The sequence below is a fragment of the Vibrio nitrifigilis genome (assembly GCF_015686695.1).
Classification (GTDB): Bacteria; Pseudomonadota; Gammaproteobacteria; order Enterobacterales; family Vibrionaceae; genus Vibrio; species Vibrio nitrifigilis.
This window is the reverse complement of the sequence record NZ_JADPMR010000001.1, coordinates 943,353-964,473: the sequence shown is the minus strand read 5'-3', so window position 1 is coordinate 964,473 and position 21,121 is coordinate 943,353. Positions and strand designations below refer to the sequence as shown.

General features: G+C 44.0%; 20 protein-coding genes. 18 read left to right on the top strand and 2 right to left on the bottom strand.

All coding sequences use genetic code 11. The annotated features are described in order from the left end of the window. Positions 1-20: 20 nt before the first annotated feature. Positions 21-1,172: a 2-octaprenyl-3-methyl-6-methoxy-1,4-benzoquinol hydroxylase gene (locus tag I1A42_RS04385; protein WP_196122764.1), complete on the bottom strand. Its 1,152-nt coding sequence runs from the start codon at positions 1,170-1,172 to the stop codon at positions 21-23. A gap of 302 nt (positions 1,173-1,474) precedes the next feature. Between I1A42_RS04385 and miaB the strand changes: the two genes are divergently transcribed. The 5 genes from miaB to lnt all read left to right on the top strand — a co-directional run bounded on the left by miaB (position 1,475) and on the right by lnt (position 7,272). After that, complete coding sequence (miaB, locus tag I1A42_RS04380; RefSeq protein WP_161155108.1) at positions 1,475-2,899, top strand: tRNA (N6-isopentenyl adenosine(37)-C2)-methylthiotransferase MiaB; 1,425 nt, start codon at positions 1,475-1,477, stop codon at positions 2,897-2,899. Positions 2,900-2,969: 70 nt separating this feature from the next. Further along, the gene (locus tag I1A42_RS04375) at positions 2,970-4,076 is read left to right on the top strand and encodes a PhoH family protein (RefSeq protein WP_161155106.1); all 1,107 of its coding nucleotides are present in this window, start codon (positions 2,970-2,972) and stop codon (positions 4,074-4,076) included. Between the two features lie 2 nt (positions 4,077-4,078). Beyond that, positions 4,079-4,543, top strand: coding sequence for an rRNA maturation RNase YbeY (gene ybeY / locus I1A42_RS04370; RefSeq protein WP_161155104.1), 465 nt, complete (start codon positions 4,079-4,081; stop codon positions 4,541-4,543). A gap of 253 nt (positions 4,544-4,796) precedes the next feature. Next, positions 4,797-5,672 carry a CNNM family magnesium/cobalt transport protein CorC gene (gene corC / locus I1A42_RS04365; RefSeq protein ID WP_161155102.1) on the top strand — a complete coding sequence of 292 codons (876 nt, stop codon included), beginning with the start codon at positions 4,797-4,799 and terminating at the stop codon, positions 5,670-5,672. 40 nt (positions 5,673-5,712) lie between these two features. Further along, on the top strand, positions 5,713-7,272 hold the full coding sequence (gene lnt, locus I1A42_RS04360) for an apolipoprotein N-acyltransferase (protein WP_161155100.1): 1,560 nt from the start codon (positions 5,713-5,715) through the stop codon (positions 7,270-7,272). 43 nt (positions 7,273-7,315) lie between these two features. On the opposite strand, the gene I1A42_RS04355 is transcribed toward lnt, so the two are convergent. Further along, the gene (locus I1A42_RS04355; RefSeq protein ID WP_196122763.1) at positions 7,316-7,786 is read right to left on the bottom strand and encodes a zinc ribbon-containing protein; all 471 of its coding nucleotides are present in this window, start codon (positions 7,784-7,786) and stop codon (positions 7,316-7,318) included. 122 nt (positions 7,787-7,908) lie between these two features. On the opposite strand from I1A42_RS04355, the gene leuS reads away from it, so the two are divergent. The 13 genes from leuS (at position 7,909) to I1A42_RS04290 (ending at position 21,079) form a co-directional block, all read left to right on the top strand. Next, positions 7,909-10,482, top strand: coding sequence for a leucine--tRNA ligase (gene leuS, locus I1A42_RS04350; RefSeq protein ID WP_161155095.1), 2,574 nt, complete (start codon positions 7,909-7,911; stop codon positions 10,480-10,482). A gap of 176 nt (positions 10,483-10,658) precedes the next feature. After that, positions 10,659-11,294: an LPS-assembly lipoprotein LptE gene (locus I1A42_RS04345; RefSeq protein ID WP_161155093.1), complete on the top strand. Its 636-nt coding sequence runs from the start codon at positions 10,659-10,661 to the stop codon at positions 11,292-11,294. A gap of 21 nt (positions 11,295-11,315) precedes the next feature. Further along, entirely contained in the window at positions 11,316-12,341 is a 1,026-nt protein-coding gene (holA, locus tag I1A42_RS04340) for a DNA polymerase III subunit delta (protein WP_196122762.1), read from the top strand. Between the two features lie 131 nt (positions 12,342-12,472). Continuing rightward, on the top strand, positions 12,473-12,790 hold the full coding sequence (rsfS, locus tag I1A42_RS04335; RefSeq protein ID WP_196122761.1) for a ribosome silencing factor: 318 nt from the start codon (positions 12,473-12,475) through the stop codon (positions 12,788-12,790). Positions 12,791-12,793: 3 nt separating this feature from the next. Next, a complete protein-coding gene (rlmH, locus tag I1A42_RS04330; protein WP_161155087.1) occupies positions 12,794-13,264 on the top strand; it encodes a 23S rRNA (pseudouridine(1915)-N(3))-methyltransferase RlmH in 471 nt (156 codons plus the stop codon). 6 nt (positions 13,265-13,270) lie between these two features. After that, the gene (mrdA, locus tag I1A42_RS04325; RefSeq protein ID WP_196122760.1) at positions 13,271-15,154 is read left to right on the top strand and encodes a penicillin-binding protein 2; all 1,884 of its coding nucleotides are present in this window, start codon (positions 13,271-13,273) and stop codon (positions 15,152-15,154) included. Next, positions 15,154-16,272, top strand: coding sequence for a rod shape-determining protein RodA (gene rodA / locus I1A42_RS04320; protein ID WP_161155151.1), 1,119 nt, complete (start codon positions 15,154-15,156; stop codon positions 16,270-16,272). Before mrdA ends, rodA begins: the two co-directional genes overlap by 1 nt. Then, on the top strand, positions 16,273-17,058 hold the full coding sequence (locus I1A42_RS04315) for a septal ring lytic transglycosylase RlpA family protein (protein WP_161155083.1): 786 nt from the start codon (positions 16,273-16,275) through the stop codon (positions 17,056-17,058). 92 nt (positions 17,059-17,150) lie between these two features. After that, positions 17,151-18,329, top strand: coding sequence for a serine hydrolase (locus I1A42_RS04310; protein ID WP_161155081.1), 1,179 nt, complete (start codon positions 17,151-17,153; stop codon positions 18,327-18,329). 119 nt (positions 18,330-18,448) lie between these two features. After that, positions 18,449-18,727, top strand: a complete 279-nt coding sequence (gene ybeD, locus I1A42_RS04305; protein ID WP_196122759.1) for a DUF493 family protein YbeD — start codon at positions 18,449-18,451, stop codon at positions 18,725-18,727. Positions 18,728-18,923: 196 nt separating this feature from the next. Further along, positions 18,924-19,577: a lipoyl(octanoyl) transferase LipB gene (gene lipB / locus I1A42_RS04300; protein WP_161155077.1), complete on the top strand. Its 654-nt coding sequence runs from the start codon at positions 18,924-18,926 to the stop codon at positions 19,575-19,577. Continuing rightward, positions 19,570-20,535, top strand: coding sequence for a lipoyl synthase (lipA, locus tag I1A42_RS04295; protein ID WP_196122758.1), 966 nt, complete (start codon positions 19,570-19,572; stop codon positions 20,533-20,535). Before lipB ends, lipA begins: the two co-directional genes overlap by 8 nt. Before the next feature lie 217 nt (positions 20,536-20,752). Beyond that, entirely contained in the window at positions 20,753-21,079 is a 327-nt protein-coding gene (locus I1A42_RS04290; protein ID WP_161155072.1) for a hypothetical protein, read from the top strand. The last annotated feature ends 42 nt before the right edge of the window (positions 21,080-21,121 follow it).

Sequence of the window (21,121 nt, the reverse complement as noted above, 5' to 3'; positions counted from 1 at the left end):
TTACTCAAATTCACAGTAGCCTAGAGACCTAACGCGTAACGCAATACCTGCTTTTTAATAGGTCCAGCATTTTCCGCAACTTTCAATAATGCATTCCGTGCAGCTCTCAGTGGCGGTAATTCGTTACTGAACGTCTTGTAAAAGAAATCCATTCCCGATTGCATGAGTAGATTATCTGGGCGACGACGGCGTTCGTAACCTTGGAATTGAGATAAAGTAAGGGCTGACCCTTTTGCTGTTTCTTCTAACAGCACTGCCACATCTTTAAAGCCCAGATTAACCCCCTGCCCTGCTAATGGGTTAATTGTATGAGCAGAATCCCCAACTAACACACAACCATGACTCACATATTTCTGAGCATGACGACGAGTAAGTGGGAAGCTCCCTTTATCAAGAACCTTTATATCACCAAGCTCAGCGGGAAAATGAGCCAGTATTTCCTCACGTAACTGATTTGGTGTCTGTGAAGAAAGCTGTCGAATTCTTGCTGGTGAGTCATACCAAACTAGCGAGCCTTGGTGACCATTAAGAGGTAAGAAAGAGCGAGGTCCACTTGGAAAAAATTGTTGCCAAGTGACGTCTTGTTGAGCCTTTGCGGTTTCAACATTAATCAACATACAGTGTTGGCGATAATCCCAAACGGTCACTCCGATATGAGCACATTGACGAACCTTGGAGTTGGCACCATCGGCACCAACAACCCAATCAGCTTCTAACACTTCACCGGATTCAAGAGTGATGCGTTTCCGTTCATCACCAGTAATTGAATCTAACCGTTCAGGGCAAAATAGAGTGAGATTCGGGTGCTGTGCAAATTGAGCCCATAATCCAAGCTGAATAACCCGGTTTTCTACCATATAACCCAGTAGATCAATACCAAGGTCATCACTGTGGAATCGTGTACGACAATCAGGATGTTCCCACGTTTCTAAACCTCGATAAGGGCAAACACGCATCGCTTTAATCGCTTCCCATGCGCCAAGTTGGTTTAGCAAATCAACAGATGTTTTTGAAATAGCGGAAATTCTGACGTCCATCGGTTGCTCTGGCGCAAATTTTTGAGGAGAGTGCCCTTCTACCAGCGCGACCGTATGCCCTTGTTTCGCCCAACCAAGAGCAAGTGCAGCTCCGACCATGCCGCCACCGATTATTACTACGTCAAATGTCTTCATATGTCCTATTTCTTAACCAAAACCATCTCTGTGGGTATTGTACGTAGCCCATCAATTATTGCGAATTATTTTGTAAAAAAACCTTGCTTTTGCAATGGGTAAAACCCAGATATGACAATGCTTTTAATAGATTTCGTGTCATGACTAGTCAGTGCCTTTTGAAAGAAGTACAATACGCCGCTTACTCACCTTGGGGTGGCGTAAAAATAAGCGATACCTAAGCCTCTTCCTCCTGCTATTCTTCAAATAGAGGTGGCTTAGGTATAATCAAACAGATGAACTATTAAACGAGCGAAAGTGAGATGAGTAAGAAACTGCTAATAAAAACTTGGGGCTGCCAGATGAACGAATACGATTCGTCTAAAATGGCCGACCTGCTTAACGCTGCGAATGGCTATGAGCTAACAGAAGAACCTGAGGAAGCAGACGTCCTACTATTGAACACCTGTTCTATTCGTGAGAAAGCGCAGGAAAAAGTGTTCCACCAATTAGGTCGCTGGAAAACACTAAAAGATAAAAAACCGGGTGTCGTTATCGGCGTCGGTGGTTGTGTTGCAACTCAGGAAGGCGATCACATCCGTGAACGCGCACCGTTCGTTGACGTTATCTTTGGTCCACAAACGCTACACCGCCTACCAGAGATGATCAAACAATCACGTGACGATCATGCTCCGATCATGGATATTTCTTTCCCTGAGATTGAAAAGTTTGACCGCTTACCAGAACCTCGCGCTGAGGGGCCAACTGCTTTCGTCTCCATTATGGAAGGTTGTTCAAAATACTGCACTTACTGCGTCGTTCCTTATACACGCGGTGAAGAAGTCAGCCGTCCAATGGATGATGTGTTGTACGAAATTGCGCAACTAGCGGAACAAGGTGTACGTGAAGTTAACCTTCTGGGCCAAAACGTAAACGCTTACCGTGGCCCAATGTTTGATGGCGGTATCTGCTCGTTTGCAGAGCTACTGCGCCTAGTGGCATCGATTGACGGTATCGACCGTATTCGCTTTACCACAAGCCACCCACTAGAATTTACGGACGATATCATTGCAGTATATGAAGATACGCCTGAGCTTGTAAGCTTCTTGCACTTGCCAGTTCAAAGTGGCAGTGACCGTATTTTGACTATGATGAAACGCCCACATACCGCAATCGAATACAAATCGATTATTCGTAAACTACGCAAAGCTCGTCCTGACATCCAAATCAGTTCCGACTTTATCGTGGCATTCCCTGGCGAATCTGATAAAGACTTCCAGGACACCATGAAACTGATCCGCGATGTCGATTTTGATATGAGCTTTAGCTTCATTTTCTCACCACGTCCAGGTACTCCAGCCGCGGATTACCCTTGTGATTTAACTGAGCAAGTGAAAAAAGAACGTCTGTATGAACTGCAACAGCAGATCAACAGTCAAGCAATGCGTTACTCACGTCAGATGCTAGGCACCGAGCAACGCATTTTGGTAGAAGGCCCATCGAAGAAGAACCTAATGGAACTTCGCGGTCGTACTGAAAACAACCGAGTTGTGAACTTTGAAGGCTCAGCTGACCTTATTGGCCAATTTGTCGATGTAAACATCGTTGATGTCTTCCCTAACTCATTGCGCGGTGAATTAATTCGTACTGAAAAAGAGATGGACCTTCGTGTTGTAACTTCTCCATCAGAAATGATGGCGAAGACTCGTCGCGAAGATGAGCTAGGAGTTGCTACTTTTACTCCTTAAGCTCGTATAAACTGTCATTAGGTGCCCGGTCGTAATCGGGCATTCTTGAATGACAAACTGAGAGGCTAATTTGAGCAATAAAATCGTTACTGTAGAGATCAATCTCGAACCTTCTGATAACCGCCGCCTGGCAAGTCTGTGCGGTCCTTTCGACGACAACATCAAACATATCGAGCGCCGCTTAGGTGTCGAAATTAACCACCGTAGCAACCTTTTCACAATTGTCGGTAAACCTCATACGACAGCTGCTGCGCTGGATATCATCAAAACATTATATGTTGACACGGCCCCCGTACGAGGTGAGATTCCGGATATAGAGCCGGAACAGATTCACCTAGCGATTAAAGAGCACGGTGTACTCGAACAAAACGTTGAGTCGTCTATCGAGCACGGCAAAGAAGTGTTTGTTAAAACGAAGAAAGGTGTAATTAAACCTCGTACACCAAACCAAGCGCATTACCTAATGAACATGGTCACTCATGACATTAGCTTTGGTATTGGCCCTGCGGGTACGGGTAAAACCTACTTGGCTGTTGCAGCAGCAGTTGATGCACTTGAACGCCAAGAAGTACGCCGAATTCTACTGACGCGTCCTGCTGTTGAAGCGGGTGAAAAACTGGGTTTCTTACCCGGTGACTTAAGCCAGAAAGTCGACCCTTATTTACGCCCTCTATACGATGCCCTATTTGAGATGATGGGCTTTGAGCGTGTAGAAAAGCTCATTGAACGTAACGTCATCGAAGTTGCGCCTCTTGCTTATATGCGTGGTCGTACTCTCAATGATGCGTTTATTATTTTGGATGAAAGCCAAAACACCACAGTGGAACAAATGAAAATGTTCCTAACTCGCGTTGGTTTTAACTCACGTGCTGTCATTACTGGCGATGTGACTCAAATCGACTTGCCTCGTGGTGCTCGTTCAGGCTTACGTCATGCAATCGAAGTATTGAACGACGTGGATGAAATCAGCTTTAACTTTTTCCAAGCCGATGATGTAGTACGCCACCCAGTGGTTGCCCGCATTGTCAATGCGTACGAAAAATGGGAAGCTCAAGATCAAAAAGAACGTAAAGAGTACGAACAGCGCCGCCGTGAAGAGCGTGAAGTGAAAAAGCTCGAGCAACAAAAAGCTGAAATCGCAGCTCTGCGCACTGCAATTCAGGAATCTGGCGAGTAATCATGAGTATCGAGCTAGATTTACAAATTGCGAGTCAAAGTGATGCAGACTTACCTTCACAAGCCGATTTTTCTCGCTGGTTAACTGAGGCTGTTAATCGTTTTCAAGAGCAAGCAGAAGTCACCATCCGGATTGTGGATGAGCAGGAAAGTCATCAGCTTAATTTCGACTATCGTGGTAAAGATCGTCCAACCAATGTGCTTTCTTTTCCATTTGAAGCACCACCGGGGATGGAGATTGATTTGCTGGGTGATTTGGTGATTTGTCGTCAAGTTGTTGAGCGTGAAGCAAAAGAGCAAAATACGCCCCTTGCCTCACACTGGGCTCATATGGTTGTACATGGTAGTCTTCATCTGCTAGGTTATGACCATATCGAGGATGATGAAGCGGAAATCATGGAGTCACTCGAAGCGGAAATCATGCAAAGCATGGGATACGAAGATCCTTATGCTGCTGAAAAAGAATAAACACCGCAAGGTTTAAGTTTATTGCTTACCTTTTTCCGTTAGCAGGATACCAAGGTGCGGTACATTGCAATAACAGACTCTGTTTAGTGATGTGCCACCTTTCCCCTAGCGTATTTAGGTGTATACCCAAATGACTTTATATGGCGCTGGCCATAGTAGTACTCAAACACTTATTTGATACTGATTGGTGAAGTTATTTGGGTATAGCATGTGAGCTATCACACGTCTGATAGCATAATTTAACTGAGAAACAATGAACGAAGATAATTCGCAAAGTTCTGAAGGTCCGAGTAGAAAGTCCTTCTTTGAGCGCTTAGGTCAACTATTTCAAGGTGATCCTAAAGATCGCCAAGAGTTAGTGGATGTCATCCGTGATTCTGAAATCAATGACCTAATCGATCATGACACCAGAGATATGTTAGAAGGTGTCATGGAAATCTCTGAAATGCGTGTTCGCGATATCATGATCCCACGTTCCCAAATGGTGACAGTGGATCGTAATGATGACCTAGATGCTCTAGTCGCACTCATCACTGATGCACAGCACTCTCGCTATCCAATCATTAGCGAAGATAAAGATCACGTAGAAGGCATTTTGCTCGCGAAGGACTTACTAAAATACTTGGGCTCAAGTAGCTCTCCTTTCAACATCGAAGAAGTTATCCGCCCAGCGGTCGTTGTACCCGAAAGTAAACGAGTCGATCGTCTTTTAAAAGAGTTCCGTGAGGAACGATATCACATGGCGATTGTCGTAGATGAGTTCGGTGGTGTTTCTGGCCTTGTCACAATCGAGGACGTTCTCGAAGAAATTGTTGGTGATATTGAAGATGAGTTTGACGATGACGACCAATCTGAAATTCGGAAACTTAGTAAACACACCTACGCTGTTAAAGCATTGACCACCATTGAAGATTTTAATGAAACCTTCAATACCAACTTTAACGATAACGAAGTCGATACCATTGGTGGCCTCGTGACTACTGCATTTGGGCACTTACCCGATCGCGGTGAAGTTGTTGAAATAGGTCAATACACCTTTAAAGTCACCTCAGCTGATAACCGCCGTGTCGTGCAGCTTCATGTTACGATTCCTGATACAGAGGCACAGGCTGAAGCAACTGAAGAGTAACTTCCCACTCTGATAAATGTAGAGTTTCAGAAAATTGCAGATGATTAAAATTGTAACTCATCGCCTTAAGCGGCCCATTGCGGCCGCTTTTATTGGCGCTTTAACCACCCTCGCTTTCGCCCCTTATGATTTTTGGCCCTTAGCCATTCTTTCGCCATTACTGCTCTTATTGTTATTTCAGAATCAATCTCGTAAGCAAGCTGGATGGATCGGGTTCTGCTGGGGACTCGGTCAATTTGGTACTGGCATAAGCTGGGTTCACGTCAGCATTGACAGCTTTGGTGGTATGCCAGAGATCGCCACCATTATTTTGATGAGTTTACTGGTCGCTTATCTCGCGTTCTACCCCGCACTATTTGGTTGGGCATTAAACCGCTTTTTTCCTCATACCGATCAAACCCGATTTTTCCTCGCGGCCCCCACACTGTGGCTAATTTGTGATTGGTTACGAGGTTGGGTTTTTACTGGCTTCCCTTGGTTATGGCTAGGATACAGCCAAATCAACAGTCCACTGGCTTATTTTGCGCCAATAGGTGGGGTTAAGTTACTCACTTTACTTACTTTAATATGCTCAGCTGCGTTCTGTTATATGTGGCTAAAACGCAATTGGAATTACGCCCTTATTCCACTCATCATACTCGCCACCGGGTATGGGTTAAAATCGGCTCACTGGGTAACCCCAGACACTGATCGCGTAGCTAAAATTGCGCTTATTCAAGGTAACATCGATCAAGCCAAAAAATGGCTACCCGGAGAGCGTTGGCCAACTTTGATGAAATACGTCGATTTAACCCGACAAAATTGGGACGCAGATATCATCATCTGGCCGGAAGCGGCGATTCCAGCGATTGAATCTCAGGTTGGTACTTTCCTAACCAATCTTGACCACGCTGCTCGTATTCATAACAGCAGTATAATTACCGGCGTTATTAACATCGATGACCACAAACGTTTTTATAATAGTGTTCTTACCTTAGGGGATACTCCAGGAGATGGCTATCATTACGATGTGAGCGCTCGTTACCACAAACACCATTTGCTTCCATTTGGTGAATTTGTCCCGTTTGAAAGCCTGCTTCGTCCTATTGCGCCATTATTTAATCTCCCCATGTCATCGTTTAGCGCAGGTCGATATATTCAGCCAAATATTATTGCTCATGGCTTCTCTTTTGCCCCAGCGCTGTGTTACGAAATTATTTTTGGCGATCAAATCCGCGCAAACGTCAATGACACCACTGATTTTATTCTCACACAGTCTAATGACGCTTGGTTTGGCCACTCAATTGGTCCATTACAACATATGGAAATTGCGCGAATGCGAGCGCTAGAATTGGGCAAGCCTGTGATTCGTTCGACAAACAATGGCGTCACCGCGATCACCGATTATCTGGGCAACATGACCTACACCATTCCACAATTTGAAACTGGTGTATTAAGAGCAGATATTCACCCTACTGAAGGTGAAACACCCTATTATGTCATGGGCTCATGGCCATTATATTTATGGTTAGTGATCAGTCTGATATGGGCTTGGCGACGCCAAAAGACGCCACCCAACCACTCAATGTCACTTGAGAAGACGGAACAAAACGACGTTTAACGTTTCATAATAAAACCGCAAACATCAGTTTGCGGTTTTTTATTTAGGGTGTTAACGGCTGACGATGAAAACTTTGGTGGCCACATTTCGGACATGGGATGACCTCTGTGGGATGGATATATTCCGTTTTATGCCCACATTTTTCACAGACTAAAACCCCTAACCCGATCATATCTCCCACCTGATACACACCTTGCTGTTCAAGTTCTTTACCTAACTCTAACCACTCAAGCTTGGTTTTATCGGTAATGTCCATTAACCCTTGCCATATAGAATTAGTAATTGTGAGATAAAAAGGCCCATTTTTGCTCTCTTCAAAAGAATCTGAGAACTCTTTGAGGTCTGCTTTAACATATTCAGAAATTAATGCTAACTCATCTTTGGTTAAGTTATTGGCGGCACTGACAACTTGCTCTGATTTATCCAATATCTTGGAAATTTCATCAGGACTCTTTTTCAGCGTTTCAATGACTTCTTCGAGTAAAGCTTCGTAACCTTGTTTCTGTTTTGGCATAAGTCACCCCCATCAAAGTGGATTGGCTATTGTTGTGCTGTCAACCTTTAGGTATTCTATGACGATCTATTAGTATCAGTTCTAATTGAACTCACAAATTCCAAGATAACCGGATATCATCGATGCAAGATCAATATAACCCGCAAGATATTGAACAAAAAGTTCAACAGCACTGGGATAGCAACGAAACGTTCGCTGCTACTGAAGACCCTAACAAAGAAAAATTCTATTGTCTCTCAATGTTCCCATACCCAAGTGGTCGACTCCACATGGGTCACGTGCGTAACTACACCATCGGTGACGTAATCTCACGCTTCCAGCGCCTACAAGGTAAAAACGTCATGCAGCCAATTGGCTGGGACGCTTTCGGTCTACCAGCAGAAAACGCAGCTGTGAAAAACAATACAGCGCCTGCACCATGGACATACGAAAACATCGAATACATGAAAAACCAGCTTAAATCATTGGGCTTTGGTTATGACTGGAACCGCGAATTCGCCACTTGTCGTCCTGAGTACTACCGCTGGGAGCAAGAGTTCTTCACTAAGCTTTACGAAAAAGGTCTCGTTTACAAGAAGATGTCAACGGTTAACTGGGACCCAGTTGACCAGACAGTTCTTGCGAACGAGCAAGTTGTTGATGGTCGCGGTTGGCGTTCAGGCGCAATCGTGGAGCAAAAAGAAATCCCTCAGTGGTTTATCAAAATTACTGAGTACGCTCAAGAACTGATCGATGACTTAGACAAGCTAGATGGCTGGCCAGAAATGGTTAAAACCATGCAGCGTAACTGGATTGGTCGCTCTGAAGGCGTAGAGCTTAAGTTTGAAGTGAAAGGTCAAGCAGACCTAGAAGTGTACACGACTCGCCCAGACACGCTAATGGGTGTGACTTATGTTGGTATCGCAGCAGGCCACCCTCTAGCAGCAGAAGCAGCGAAAACAAACCCTGAGCTAGCAGCTTTCATTGAAGAGTGTAAGAACAACAAAGTAGCAGAAGCTGAAATGGCAACAATGGAGAAGAAAGGTATGGCGACTGGCCTTACTGCTATTCACCCATTGAACGGCCGTGAGGTTCCTGTTTACGTCGCTAACTTCGTACTAATGGATTACGGTACAGGCGCTGTAATGGCAGTACCTGCGCACGACCAACGTGACTACGAGTTCGCGACTAAGTACGGTCTAGATATCATTCCTGTAATCAGCCCTGCTGACGGCAGCGAACTCAATATCTCTGAAGAAGCATACACCGAGAAAGGCGTACTGTTTGATTCAGGTGAATTCGACGGTCTTGAATTCCAAGCAGCATTTGATGCTATCTCAGCAAGACTAGAAGCCGAAGGAAAAGGTAAGAAGACCGTTAACTTCCGTCTACGTGACTGGGGTGTTTCTCGTCAGCGTTACTGGGGTGCACCAATCCCAATGGTAACCACTGAAGACGGCCAAGTTCATCCAGTACCCGCAGACCAACTACCAGTCATTCTTCCAGAAGATGTGGTAATGGACGGTGTAACTAGTCCAATTAAAGCCGATAAAGAATGGGCAAAAACCACCTTTAACGGCGAACCAGCATTACGTGAAACAGATACCTTTGATACCTTTATGGAATCCTCTTGGTATTACGCGCGCTACTGTTCTCCACAAGCGGATGACATTTTAGATCCAGAAAAAGCAAACTACTGGTTACCAGCCGATCAATACGTGGGTGGGATCGAACACGCATGTATGCACCTACTGTACTCTCGCTTCTTCCACAAATTGCTGCGTGATGCCGGTTACGTAACCTCTGATGAACCGTTCAAGCGTCTACTATGTCAAGGCATGGTATTGGCTGATGCATTCTCTTACGAGAACGAGAAAGGTGGCACAGAGTGGGTTGCACCTACTCACGTGACAGTTGAGCGTGACGGTAAAGGCCACATCACATCAGCGAAAGACAGCACTGGCCGTGACGTTGAACACTCAGGCATGATCAAAATGTCTAAGTCTAAAAACAACGGTATTGACCCACAAGAAATGGTTGATAAGTACGGTGCCGATACCGTGCGCTTATTCATGATGTTCGCGTCTCCAGCCGACATGACTTTAGAATGGCAAGAATCTGGTGTTGAAGGCGCTAACCGCTTCCTTCGTCGTGTATGGAAACTGGTTAATGAGCACATTCAACACGGTGAAGTACCTGCGCTTGATGCTGCAACTCTAACGACAGATCAAAAAGCACTGCGCCGCGAAGTACATAAAACGATCGCAAAAGTGACAGACGATATTGAACGTCGTCAAACATTTAACACTGCAATCGCTGCAATCATGGAACTGATGAACAAACTGACTAAAGCGCCATTGGCGGAAGGTCAGGATCGTGCCATCATGGACGAAGCACTAAAAGCTATCGTTCGCATGCTTTACCCTATTACTCCACACATTTGTTTCGAAATGTGGGAAGCGCTAGGTGAGCAAGATGCAGACCATGCTCAATGGCCAACGTTCGATGAAGCTGCATTGGTTGAAGATGAAAAACTGATCATCCTTCAAGTGAACGGTAAACTTCGCAGTAAAATCACCGTGGCAGCTGATGCGCCAAAAGAACAAGTGGAAGAGCTTGGTTTGAATGATGAAAACGTGAAGAAATTCACAGATGGCAAAACAGTACGTAAAGTCATTTACGTTCCTGGTAAGCTATTGAATATCGTTGCAAACTAAGTGATTACACACTAAGGTCTGCGGTTTTACATTGACAGACTTCATGACTAAAGTTGCCGCTTGCGGCAACTTTTCCTGCGTCTGAGCTAAGGCGTTATACGACGGCAAAGCCTTACGTTAGTTTTCCCTTTGGGTGAATTAACCTAAGTCTTTCGATAATAGAGAATAGATAACCAATGCGCTTAACACAGTTTTCTCCAATTAAATTTTCTTTGGTCTTTTTTCTTGCCACTCTTTTGAGTGCTTGTGGCTTTCACCTTCGTGGTGATTATGATGTTCCTGAAGCTCTAGATACGATGTCATTTACCAGTTATGACCAGTACAGCGACTTTACGCGTATTATCACTCGTCAGTTGCGTATGAATGACATTAACATAGTGCCACCAGCAGAAAATATACCGAACCTTCACCTGTTAAGTGAAAGTCTGAGTGATCGTACGCTGTCCCTTTATCAAAGCACTCGTGCAGCAGAAATTGAGCTAACCTTTTCCGCGAGTTATCGAGTTACTATCCCTGATATTGGTGATAGAACCTTTACCACCAGTGTGACACGAAGCTATTTGGATAACCCACTCAGTGCATTGGCAAAATCGGTCGAACAAGACAAACTTGAAGATGAAATGCGCCACCTCGCAGCAAGCCAAATTATCCGTCAAATGGCACGCTTAAAAGCGAACATCGAAGCAGGCACTATGAATTTGGATAAAGACGGTAATAAGATCACAACCAAGGAGCTGCATGAACAGCAGCAAGAACAGAAAAAACAGCAAGAGTTAGGCAGTGATCTTTCTAACTCTGATTCTGTCGACTAAGACTGAGCACTTTGATTGGTCATGAGAATATACGCAGATAAGTTAGCGGATTTATTAAACAAGCAGCTGTTGCCGAGCTATTTGGTCTTCGGCAACGAGCCGCTGCTGTTAGATGAATCACGGATTGCGATTGAAAAAGCAGCTCTTACCCTAGGGTTTGAAGAAAAACATCGGTTTGCCGTTGATGCAAGTCTAGATTGGAATGAGGTCTACGACTGTTGTCAGTCAATGAGCTTATTTTCAAATCGTCAGCTTATCGAGCTAACTTTACCGGAAGCAGGAATCAATGCGGCAATAGGTAAAGAAATTAAAACGCTCGTCGAAAGCCTTAATCCTGATGTGATGTTAGTGATTATTGGTGGCAGGCTGACGAAGGCACAAGAGAACTCGGCTTGGTGTAAAGCGATAGCAAATCAAGGTTGCTTGGTTAACTGTTTAACTCCAGATATTAGTCGCTTACCACAATTCGTAATCACTCGCTGCCGACAGATTGGGCTGACTCCTGATACTGAAGCTGTGCAAATGTTAGCCCATTGGCATGAAGGGAATCTATTTGCCCTCGTTCAGAGTTTAGAAAAACTCGTGTTGCTCTATCCAGACGGACAAATCACGATGATTCGCCTAGAGGAAGCATTAAGTCGTAATAACCACTACACCGCTTTTCATTGGACTGATTCTTTACTGGAAGGAAAAGAGAAACGTGCACAACGCGTTTTACGCCAGTTACAAGCGGAAGATATGGAACCTATAATCCTGATTCGAACCATTCAAAAAGAGCTGATGCAATTAGTTCAAATGCAGCAAGCTTTAACGACAATGCCCTTAGGCTCTGTGATGGAAAAATTTCGTATCTGGCAAAATAAACGCCCCCTGTACGCTGCAGCATTAAAGCGTCTTTCCACAAAAAAACTGCGCCATTTGGTGCAATTACTTGCCCAATGCGAAATATTGACAAAAACTCAATATGAGCAACCTGTTTGGCCTTTATTGCAACAAATCACCCTTGAGTGTTGTCATACTGATGCAAACATACCGTTACCACTGTAAGAGTAAAGACTGACTCAATACGCTACGATGTCCCTAACACGTAATATCGTACGGATAAATACAGTGATCGGTATGGTATACTCCGACGCTCTTTTTACTTAGAACAACGATAAATTTCAGAGGATAGTTACTTGCAACGCGAAGAATTAACCGCATTCCTTGCTGATAAAGCAGATGATATGAAAGCACAAGACATCATTACTATTGATGTGCAAGGTAAATCTAGTATCACAGATTTTATGATCATTTGTACTGGCACCTCTAAACGCCACGTAGCTTCCATTGCCGACCATGTGGCCAGTGAAGCTCGTAAATCAGGCCTAGATCTGCTTGGTATTGAAGGTGAAACCGAGGGAGAATGGGTAGTTGTTGATTTGGGCACCACAATGATCCATGTGATGCAGGAAGAACAACGCGAGATGTACCAGTTAGAAAAGCTCTGGAGCTAAGCGTTGAAGATTCAATTAATCGCTGTTGGAACTAAAATGCCCAAGTGGGTAGAGGAAGGCTTTCAAGAGTATAAACGTCGCTTTCCCCACGATATGCCGCTCGATCTCATTGAAGTTTCAGCCGGTAAACGAGGCAAGAATGCCGATATTGCAAGAATTTTGCAAAAAGAAGGCGAAGCCATGCTAGCGGCTGTGCCAAAAGGCAACCGTATTGTTACGCTCGATATTCCCGGAAAACGTTGGGATACCGAGCAATTGGCTGGTCAACTGGAAAGTTGGAAATTAGATGGACGCGATGTCTCTATCTTAATTGGTGGTCCAGAAGGACTTGCTCCAGCATGTAAACAAGCCGCAGACCAATCTTGGTCTTTATCGCCGTTAACGCTCCCTCACCCACTCGTTCGGGTGGTGATGGCTGAAAGCCTGTATCGAGCGTGGAGCATAACCGCCAATCACCCTTACCATCGAGAATAGGCATAGATGTTACGCAAACGTAGCCCAATTCGAGATTACTTAGCAGAAGCACGGCTATTTCGTAGCCGTGCGGTAGTATCCTTTGTTGGCATTATTCTATTAGTTATTGTATTGATTGGTAATTTGTACAATATCCAAGTCAATCAATACCAAGATTATAAAACCCGTTCCAATGATAACCGAATCAAAATAGTCCCAATCTCTCCTAACCGCGGATTAATTTATGATCGAAATGGTAAACTACTCGCAGAAAATCGCCCTGTATTCAGTCTAGAAATCACCCCTGAAAAGGTGAAAAATATGGACGATACCCTCAAGCGTTTACAGACAATACTGCCCATTACCCAAGACGATATTGATGAGTTTCAAAAAGAGCGCCGGCGTACACGTCGCTTTGATTCGGTCCAACTACTTTCTCAGCTAACTGATGAGCAAGTCGCTAAATTCTCAGTCAATCAATACAAATTTCCTGGCGTGCAAGTCACTGCAGCTTTGAAACGTTACTACCCTTATGGTTCCGTTCTCACCCACGTTTTAGGCTATGTGTCTCGTATCAACGATAAAGACATGTCACGCTTAGAGCGCGAAGGAAAAACCGCTAACTATCAAGCAACGAGGGACATCGGTAAATTAGGTATTGAAAAATATTACGAGGATGTCCTACATGGTACGGCCGGTTATCAAGAAGTAGAAGTGAACAGTCGAGGGCGCATTATTCGTACCTTGAAGTACGTACCGCCAATTCCAGGGAAAGATATCGTGTTAAACATCGATATCAACTTACAACTGTATGTCAGCAAGTTATTAGACGGACGTCGCGGCTCAGCCATTGTGCTCGATCCTAAAGACAACGGTGTTCTTGCTATGGTATCCAGTCCAAGTTATGACCCGAATGCATTTGTTCATGGTATTTCAGGAAAAGCGTACGCTAAATTGCTGAATGATAAAGATCGACCTCTTGTTAACCGCAGTACATTAGGTATCTACCCTCCGGGTTCCACAGTGAAACCGTTTATGGCAGTGTCGGCATTGACCGAAGGTGTTATTACACCAACGTATACCCGTAACGACCCCGGCTATTGGAAAATTCCTAACTCGAACACTCGCCCTTTCCGCGACTGGTTACGTTGGGGACATGGCAAAGTAAATGTCACCAAAGCCTTAGAAGAGTCTGTCGATACTTTCTTCTATCACGTTGCATACGAGATGGGTATTGACCGTATTTCGACTTGGATGAAGAAATTTGGTTTTGGCGATTATACCGGTATTGATATCTATGAAGAAAGTAAAGCCAATATGCCAACCAGAGAATGGAAACATGCAAAATTCCATCAGCCTTGGTACCAGGGTGATACTATCCCTGTTGGTATCGGGCAAGGTTACTGGACAGCAACTCCGCTTCAATTGGCTAAAGCGTTGTCGGTGCTCGTACATCATGGCGAAGTCATCGCACCTCACTTACTCCGTTCGACCATCAATAATGGTGACGCATTTTCTACTCGACGCGATGCGGAGATCGTGACCTATCCCCCTATAAAAAATGTACCGGAAAAATACTGGGACATCGCACTGCACGGTATGTATTTGGTGAACAACGGTCCTCGTGGTACCGCTCGCCGCGCATTCCATGGTGCACCTTATACCAGTGGAGGTAAATCAGGTACGGCTCAGGTCTTTGGTTTAGCGGAGGGTCAAAAATACAATGCAGCAGAACTGGCCGAGCACTTACGAGACCACGCTTTGTTTATTTCATTTGCACCTGTAAAAAATCCAAAAGCAATCGTGACTATTGTATTAGAAAACGCGGGGGGCGGGTCGAGTCATGGTGCACCTGTGGCGCGTAAAATCTTTGACTATATGCTACTTGGTAAAGGAAAGAGCGACAAATGATGAATATCGATCCTACTCAAGAGAACCGCTCATTTTTCCAGCGTATTCATATTGATTTACCACTGCTTCTTGCAGTGATGTTACTGATGTTTTTTGGTCTGGTCATTATGTACAGCGCTAGTGGGCAGAACATGGCAATGATGGAACGCCAAGCAATGCGTATGCTACTCGCGCTTGGCATCATGATCGGCATTGCTCAGATTCCTCCACGCACCTATGAACGAATGGCTCCTCTACTCTTTTTTGTTGGGGTTATCCTTCTCGTTGGTGTTCTGCTGTTTGGTGAAATATCTAAAGGTGCTCAGCGTTGGCTGAACTTGGGCTTTGTCCGTTTTCAACCTTCAGAGCTACTAAAATTAGCAGTACCGCTGATGGTGGCGCGTTTTATTGGTCATCGTCAGCTACCGCCAGACTTTCGTACATTGGTTCTATCGCTCGCGATGGTATTCGTTCCGACCATTCTGATAGCAAAACAACCGGACCTTGGTACCTCTATATTGATCGCTGCTTCTGGCGTGTTTGTTATTTTCCTCGCTGGTATTAGCTGGAAATACATTATCGCGGCTTGTGTTGCTGTCGGCGCCTTTATCCCTGTGCTGTGGTTTTTCCTGATGCACGATTACCAAAAAACGCGAGTTAGGACATTATTTAATCCAGAGTCCGATCCGTTAGGTGCGGGCTATCACATTATTCAAAGTAAAATTGCGATTGGTTCTGGCGGGTTACTTGGAAAAGGATGGTTGCATGGCACGCAATCTCAACTAGAATTTTTACCAGAGAGACATACTGACTTCATTTTCGCAGTGATTGCAGAAGAATGGGGACTGATTGGTGTGTTGGTATTACTTTCTGTTTATCTATTTGTGATTGGACGCGGATTATATTTAGCTACCAACTCACAAACTGCATTTGGTCGTATGATGGCAGGGAGCATAACGTTAAGCTTTTTTGTTTATGTGTTTGTTAATATTGGCATGGTGAGTGGAATTTTACCTGTTGTTGGCGTTCCTCTGCCATTAATCAGCTATGGTGGTACCTCTATGGTGACACTACTTGCAGGATTTGGGATTTTAATGTCAATACACACTCACAGAAAAGCATTTTCAAAGGCGAACTAAATGACAAAGTTACTGTTGCCATTCTCGGCCATGTTAGCTTTGCTACTGGCCGGCTGTAGTTCGTCTGGACGATACTCGATTGATAATGATGTGGCGCCAAATGCGCCCATCTCTGTAGATCATGTGGAGGATGCTCATCCACAAAATGAGCCTTATAGTCTTGGTGGTAATAAGGACTATACACTTGGTGGTAAAACTTACCATATTATAAAAAATACTGAAGGGTATACTGAAACAGGCAAAGCATCTTGGTACGGTAAAAAATTCCACGGACATTTAACGTCGAATGGTGAAATTTACGATATGTATTCGATGACAGCAGCCCACAAAACACTGCCTTTACCAAGCTATGTGAAAGTGACCAATACCGATAACGACAAAACGGCTATTGTTCGGGTCAATGATCGGGGACCATTCCATACAGGGCGGATTATTGATTTAAGTTATGCGGCAGCTTATAAATTAGGTGTGCTGCAAACAGGTACAGCCAATGTAAAAATTGAGGTCATTACTCCAGGAAAATCAAAGAGTAAAGAACCATCAGATGCAGGCCATAAGTACTACGTACAAGTGGCATCGACACAAAATGAAAAAAATGCGCGAACTTTAGCGCAAAAACTAAGTCAAAGCTTATCAGTGCGTACTTTTGTTGATAGCAAAGAAAGTAACCACCGTGTCTTTTTAGGTCCGTTTGTTGACTATACTCTGACGCAACAAAGCCTTGAACGAGTAAAATCTCTCGGCTATGAGACAGCATTCGTTAGAAAGCACATCCATTCGCATTGATACACTGGATCGGATCAGAAGTGACAGGGTCTGTTTTAAGGCATCATTTCTGATAAGATAACGGATAATTAAGTAAAAAAGTCAAACTCACCATGAAAAAAGCGATTTTAAATACTGTTTTAGCGTCTTCTGTTGCGCTATCAGCAAGTTTCTCGGGTTCAGCAGTGGCTGCCTCTCCAGTTGTTGTACCAGATGCACCTCAAATTGCAGCAAATGGCTACATTTTGATGGATTACCATTCCGGTAAAATTCTTGCTCAAAAAAACATGAACGAGAAACTACCGCCAGCTAGTTTGACAAAAATGATGACGAGCTACGTTATCGGTCAAGAGATTAAGCGCGGTAACATTAGCCGTGATGACGACGTTGTCATCAGTCGCAATGCTTGGGCGAAAAACTTCCCAGAATCTTCAAAAATGTTTATCGAAGTTGGTACCACTGTAAAAGTGGGAGAACTAAACAAAGGCATTATTATTGATTCAGGTAACGATGCTTGTGTGGCTATGGCAGAACACATCGCTGGCTCTACCGATGCATTTGTCGATCTTATGAATGCTTGGGCGAATACGCTAGGCATGAAAGACACTCATTATGCTAACGTACACGGGCTTGATAACCCTAACTTGTACACTACACCACACGATTTAGCAGTACTTGCGCAAGCGTTAATTCGTGACGTTCCTGAAGAGTATAAAATCTACTCAGATAAGAAATTTACCTACAACGGTATCACACAGTACAACCGTAACGGCCTACTGTGGGATAAAAGTATGAACGTCGATGGCATCAAAACAGGCCACACTAGCCATGCAGGCTACAACCTGGTGACATCAGCGTACGAAGGTAAAATGCGCCTTATTTCTGTTGTAATGGGTACAAAGAGCTCTAATGCACGTAAAGCAGAAAGTAAAAAACTACTAGGATACGGCTTCCGTTTCTTTGAGACTGTTGAGCCACATAAGAAAGGCCAAACATTTGTTAAAGAACGCATCTGGATGGGCGATAAAGACAAAGTTGCTCTAGGTGTCAATGAAGATACTTATGTCACTTTACCTCGCGGACAAGCTAAAGATCTGACGGCAAACTTTGTGCTGGATAAACAGCTAAAAGCGCCAATCAAAAAAGGTGACGTAGTAGGTAAACTCTTCTACCAAGTTGATGGTAAAGATGTTGCTCAATATCCTTTAATGGCTTTAGAAGATGTTAACCAAGGTGGCATTTTCAGCCGTCTTTGGGACTACATTGTTCTATTGTTCAAAGGCTTATTCTAAAGGCTCTCATCGTCTTTAAAAAAGCCGCTAACGCGGCTTTTTTGTTGACTTGAGATCCACATCAATTGGCTGTACTATTCTGCACCGCTTCTATTATTAGTAAACCTTGGAGTTTCCTTATGTTGACACTCAACTCTGATGCAAAATTGAAAGACCTTCTCGAGTTCCCTTGCTCATTTACATACAAAGTCATGGGCCATGCGAAACCAGAACTACCTGAACTGGTATTAGAAGTCATTCAACGCCATGCTCCAGGTGACTACAGCCCTCGAGTAAAGCCAAGCGGCAAAGGTAACTACCATTCAGTTTCGGTAACGATTACAGCAACATCTATCGAGCAAGTAGAAACCCTTTATAAAGAGTTAGGCGATATCGAAATCGTACGCTTAGTACTATAAACGCCCAATCATTTTCAATTTTATTTGAAATGAGTAAACTTTTTTTTAAAGCAGCGAAAGCTGCTTTTCCCTTTTTTATCAGACAGTTAAAAACAACACGTTTCACAAGTGTTAAAAAAAACGCTATAAAAAGTAGTTCAAAGCATCTAAGAAGTTTATAATCCAAAAACTTTATATAAGACCGATGGACGTAATAATGGACAGTGAACTGGTCGTCAGGCATTTAGGCCGCCGGGATTACCAACCGGTCTGGCAAGCAATGCATGACTTTACTGATCAACGCGATTCAGAAACCCGGGATGAAATCTGGCTAGTGGAGCACAACCCTGTATTCACCCAAGGCCAAGCGGGAAAACCTGAACACTTATTGAATACGGGGGATATTCCCGTTGTTCAGAGTGATCGCGGCGGACAAGTCACCTACCATGGCCCCGGTCAACTCGTCGTCTACTTTTTAATTAACCTACGTCGTAAAAAACTTGGGGTTCGCGAATTAGTCACCGATATAGAAACACTCGTGATCAACACGCTTAAACACTATCAGATTGACTCAGCAGCGAAACCTGATGCTCCTGGCGTTTACGTCGACGGGAGAAAAATTTGTTCACTCGGCCTACGTATTCGTAAAGGCTGTTCTTTCCATGGGTTGGCACTCAACGTCAATATGGATTTATCGCCGTTTCTACGTATTAACCCATGTGGCTATGCGGGAATGGAAATGGTTCAAGTGAGCGATTTAAAGGGACCAACCGACATTGAACATGTCGAGCATATACTAGTCAAAGAACTTGTTAGCCTGCTAGGCTACGAGAAAGTCGAAATCAGCACAGAAGCCTATAATCATGAGTAAACCAATTCAGATGGAACGTGGTGTTAAATACCGCGATGCCGACAAAATGGCACTGATTCCAGTTAAGAACATGCCTGAAGAACAAACTGAGGTTCTACGTAAACCTGAGTGGATGAAAATCAAGCTGCCTTCTGATAGTCAACGTATCAAAGACATAAAATCAGCGATGCGCAAGAACAACCTTCACTCTGTTTGTGAAGAAGCCTCTTGCCCTAACCTCGCCGAATGTTTTAATCATGGTACTGCTACCTTCATGATTTTAGGTGCTATCTGTACCCGTCGTTGTCCGTTCTGTGACGTTGCCCATGGTCGCCCTGTTGCACCAGAAGCTAATGAACCACAAAAATTGGCACAAACCATCAAAGATATGAAGTTGAAGTATGTGGTGATCACCTCTGTTGACCGCGATGACCTTCGTGATGGTGGCGCACAACACTTTGCAGACTGTAACCGTGAAATTCGCGCTCTTAACCCAGAAATTCGTATTGAGACACTCGTACCTGATTTTCGTGGTCGTATGGATACTGCGCTTGAGTTAATGAAAGACAATCCGCCAGATGTATTCAACCACAACTTAGAAACTGCCCCACGTCTATATCGTAAGGCTCGTCCAGGTGCAAACTATAAATGGTCACTAGAACTTCTACGTAAATTCAAAGAACAGCATCCAGACATTCCAACTAAATCAGGTTTGATGATGGGGCTGGGCGAAACCAAAGAAGAAATCATTGAAGTACTCAAAGATCTACGCTCTCATGGCGTGACAATGCTGACTCTCGGTCAATATCTAGCACCAAGTCGCCACCATCTACCAGTGGCTCGCTATGTGCCACCAGAAGAATTCGAAGAACTCAAAAAAGTTGCATTAGAGTTAGGCTTCACTCATGCAGCTTGCGGCCCGTTCGTACGTTCTTCTTACCATGCAGATCTCCAAGCTCAAGGTATGGAAGTTAAATAATTCATACTCCTGAGTACTAAAGCCGATATGGAATCCATATCGGCTTTTTTCATTTATCGGCATTCACTACTTGCAGCTCTCGAACAAGTTTTATACGCTGGCGTTGGCTTATACTAAAATGTAGATATTAATTAACCGCGACCGGGTAAAAATCATAGGAGCAACGATGATTTCTTATCATCGGTTCGGTACACGTAACAACGTAAAGGATTTCATCATGAATAAATTTGGACTCTTGGCTCTAATTATTACAGGAGTGTTGGCGGGATGTGCATCGAACGAGCAACGAGATAACTTCCAAGAAGCGTCGTTCGAGCTCTGTAATACTGACGTCAAAATCTATTCAGTTAGTGATGACGGCCGAGTTCGTATCGTGTGTGCTGATGGATCTAAGTTCTCACTTCAAAGCGAACAAACTCTTGATACCATGCGTGATATCAACGCGGATTATTGTTCTGGCGAAGGGCTTGGAAAATTTTCTGAAAGCAGTAACTACTATATGTTCCAATGTAAATCAGGTGCATTGCTTAGTGTTGCAAAATAACATAGAGCAACACTACAGTTAATCGCTTACAAACAGACAAAA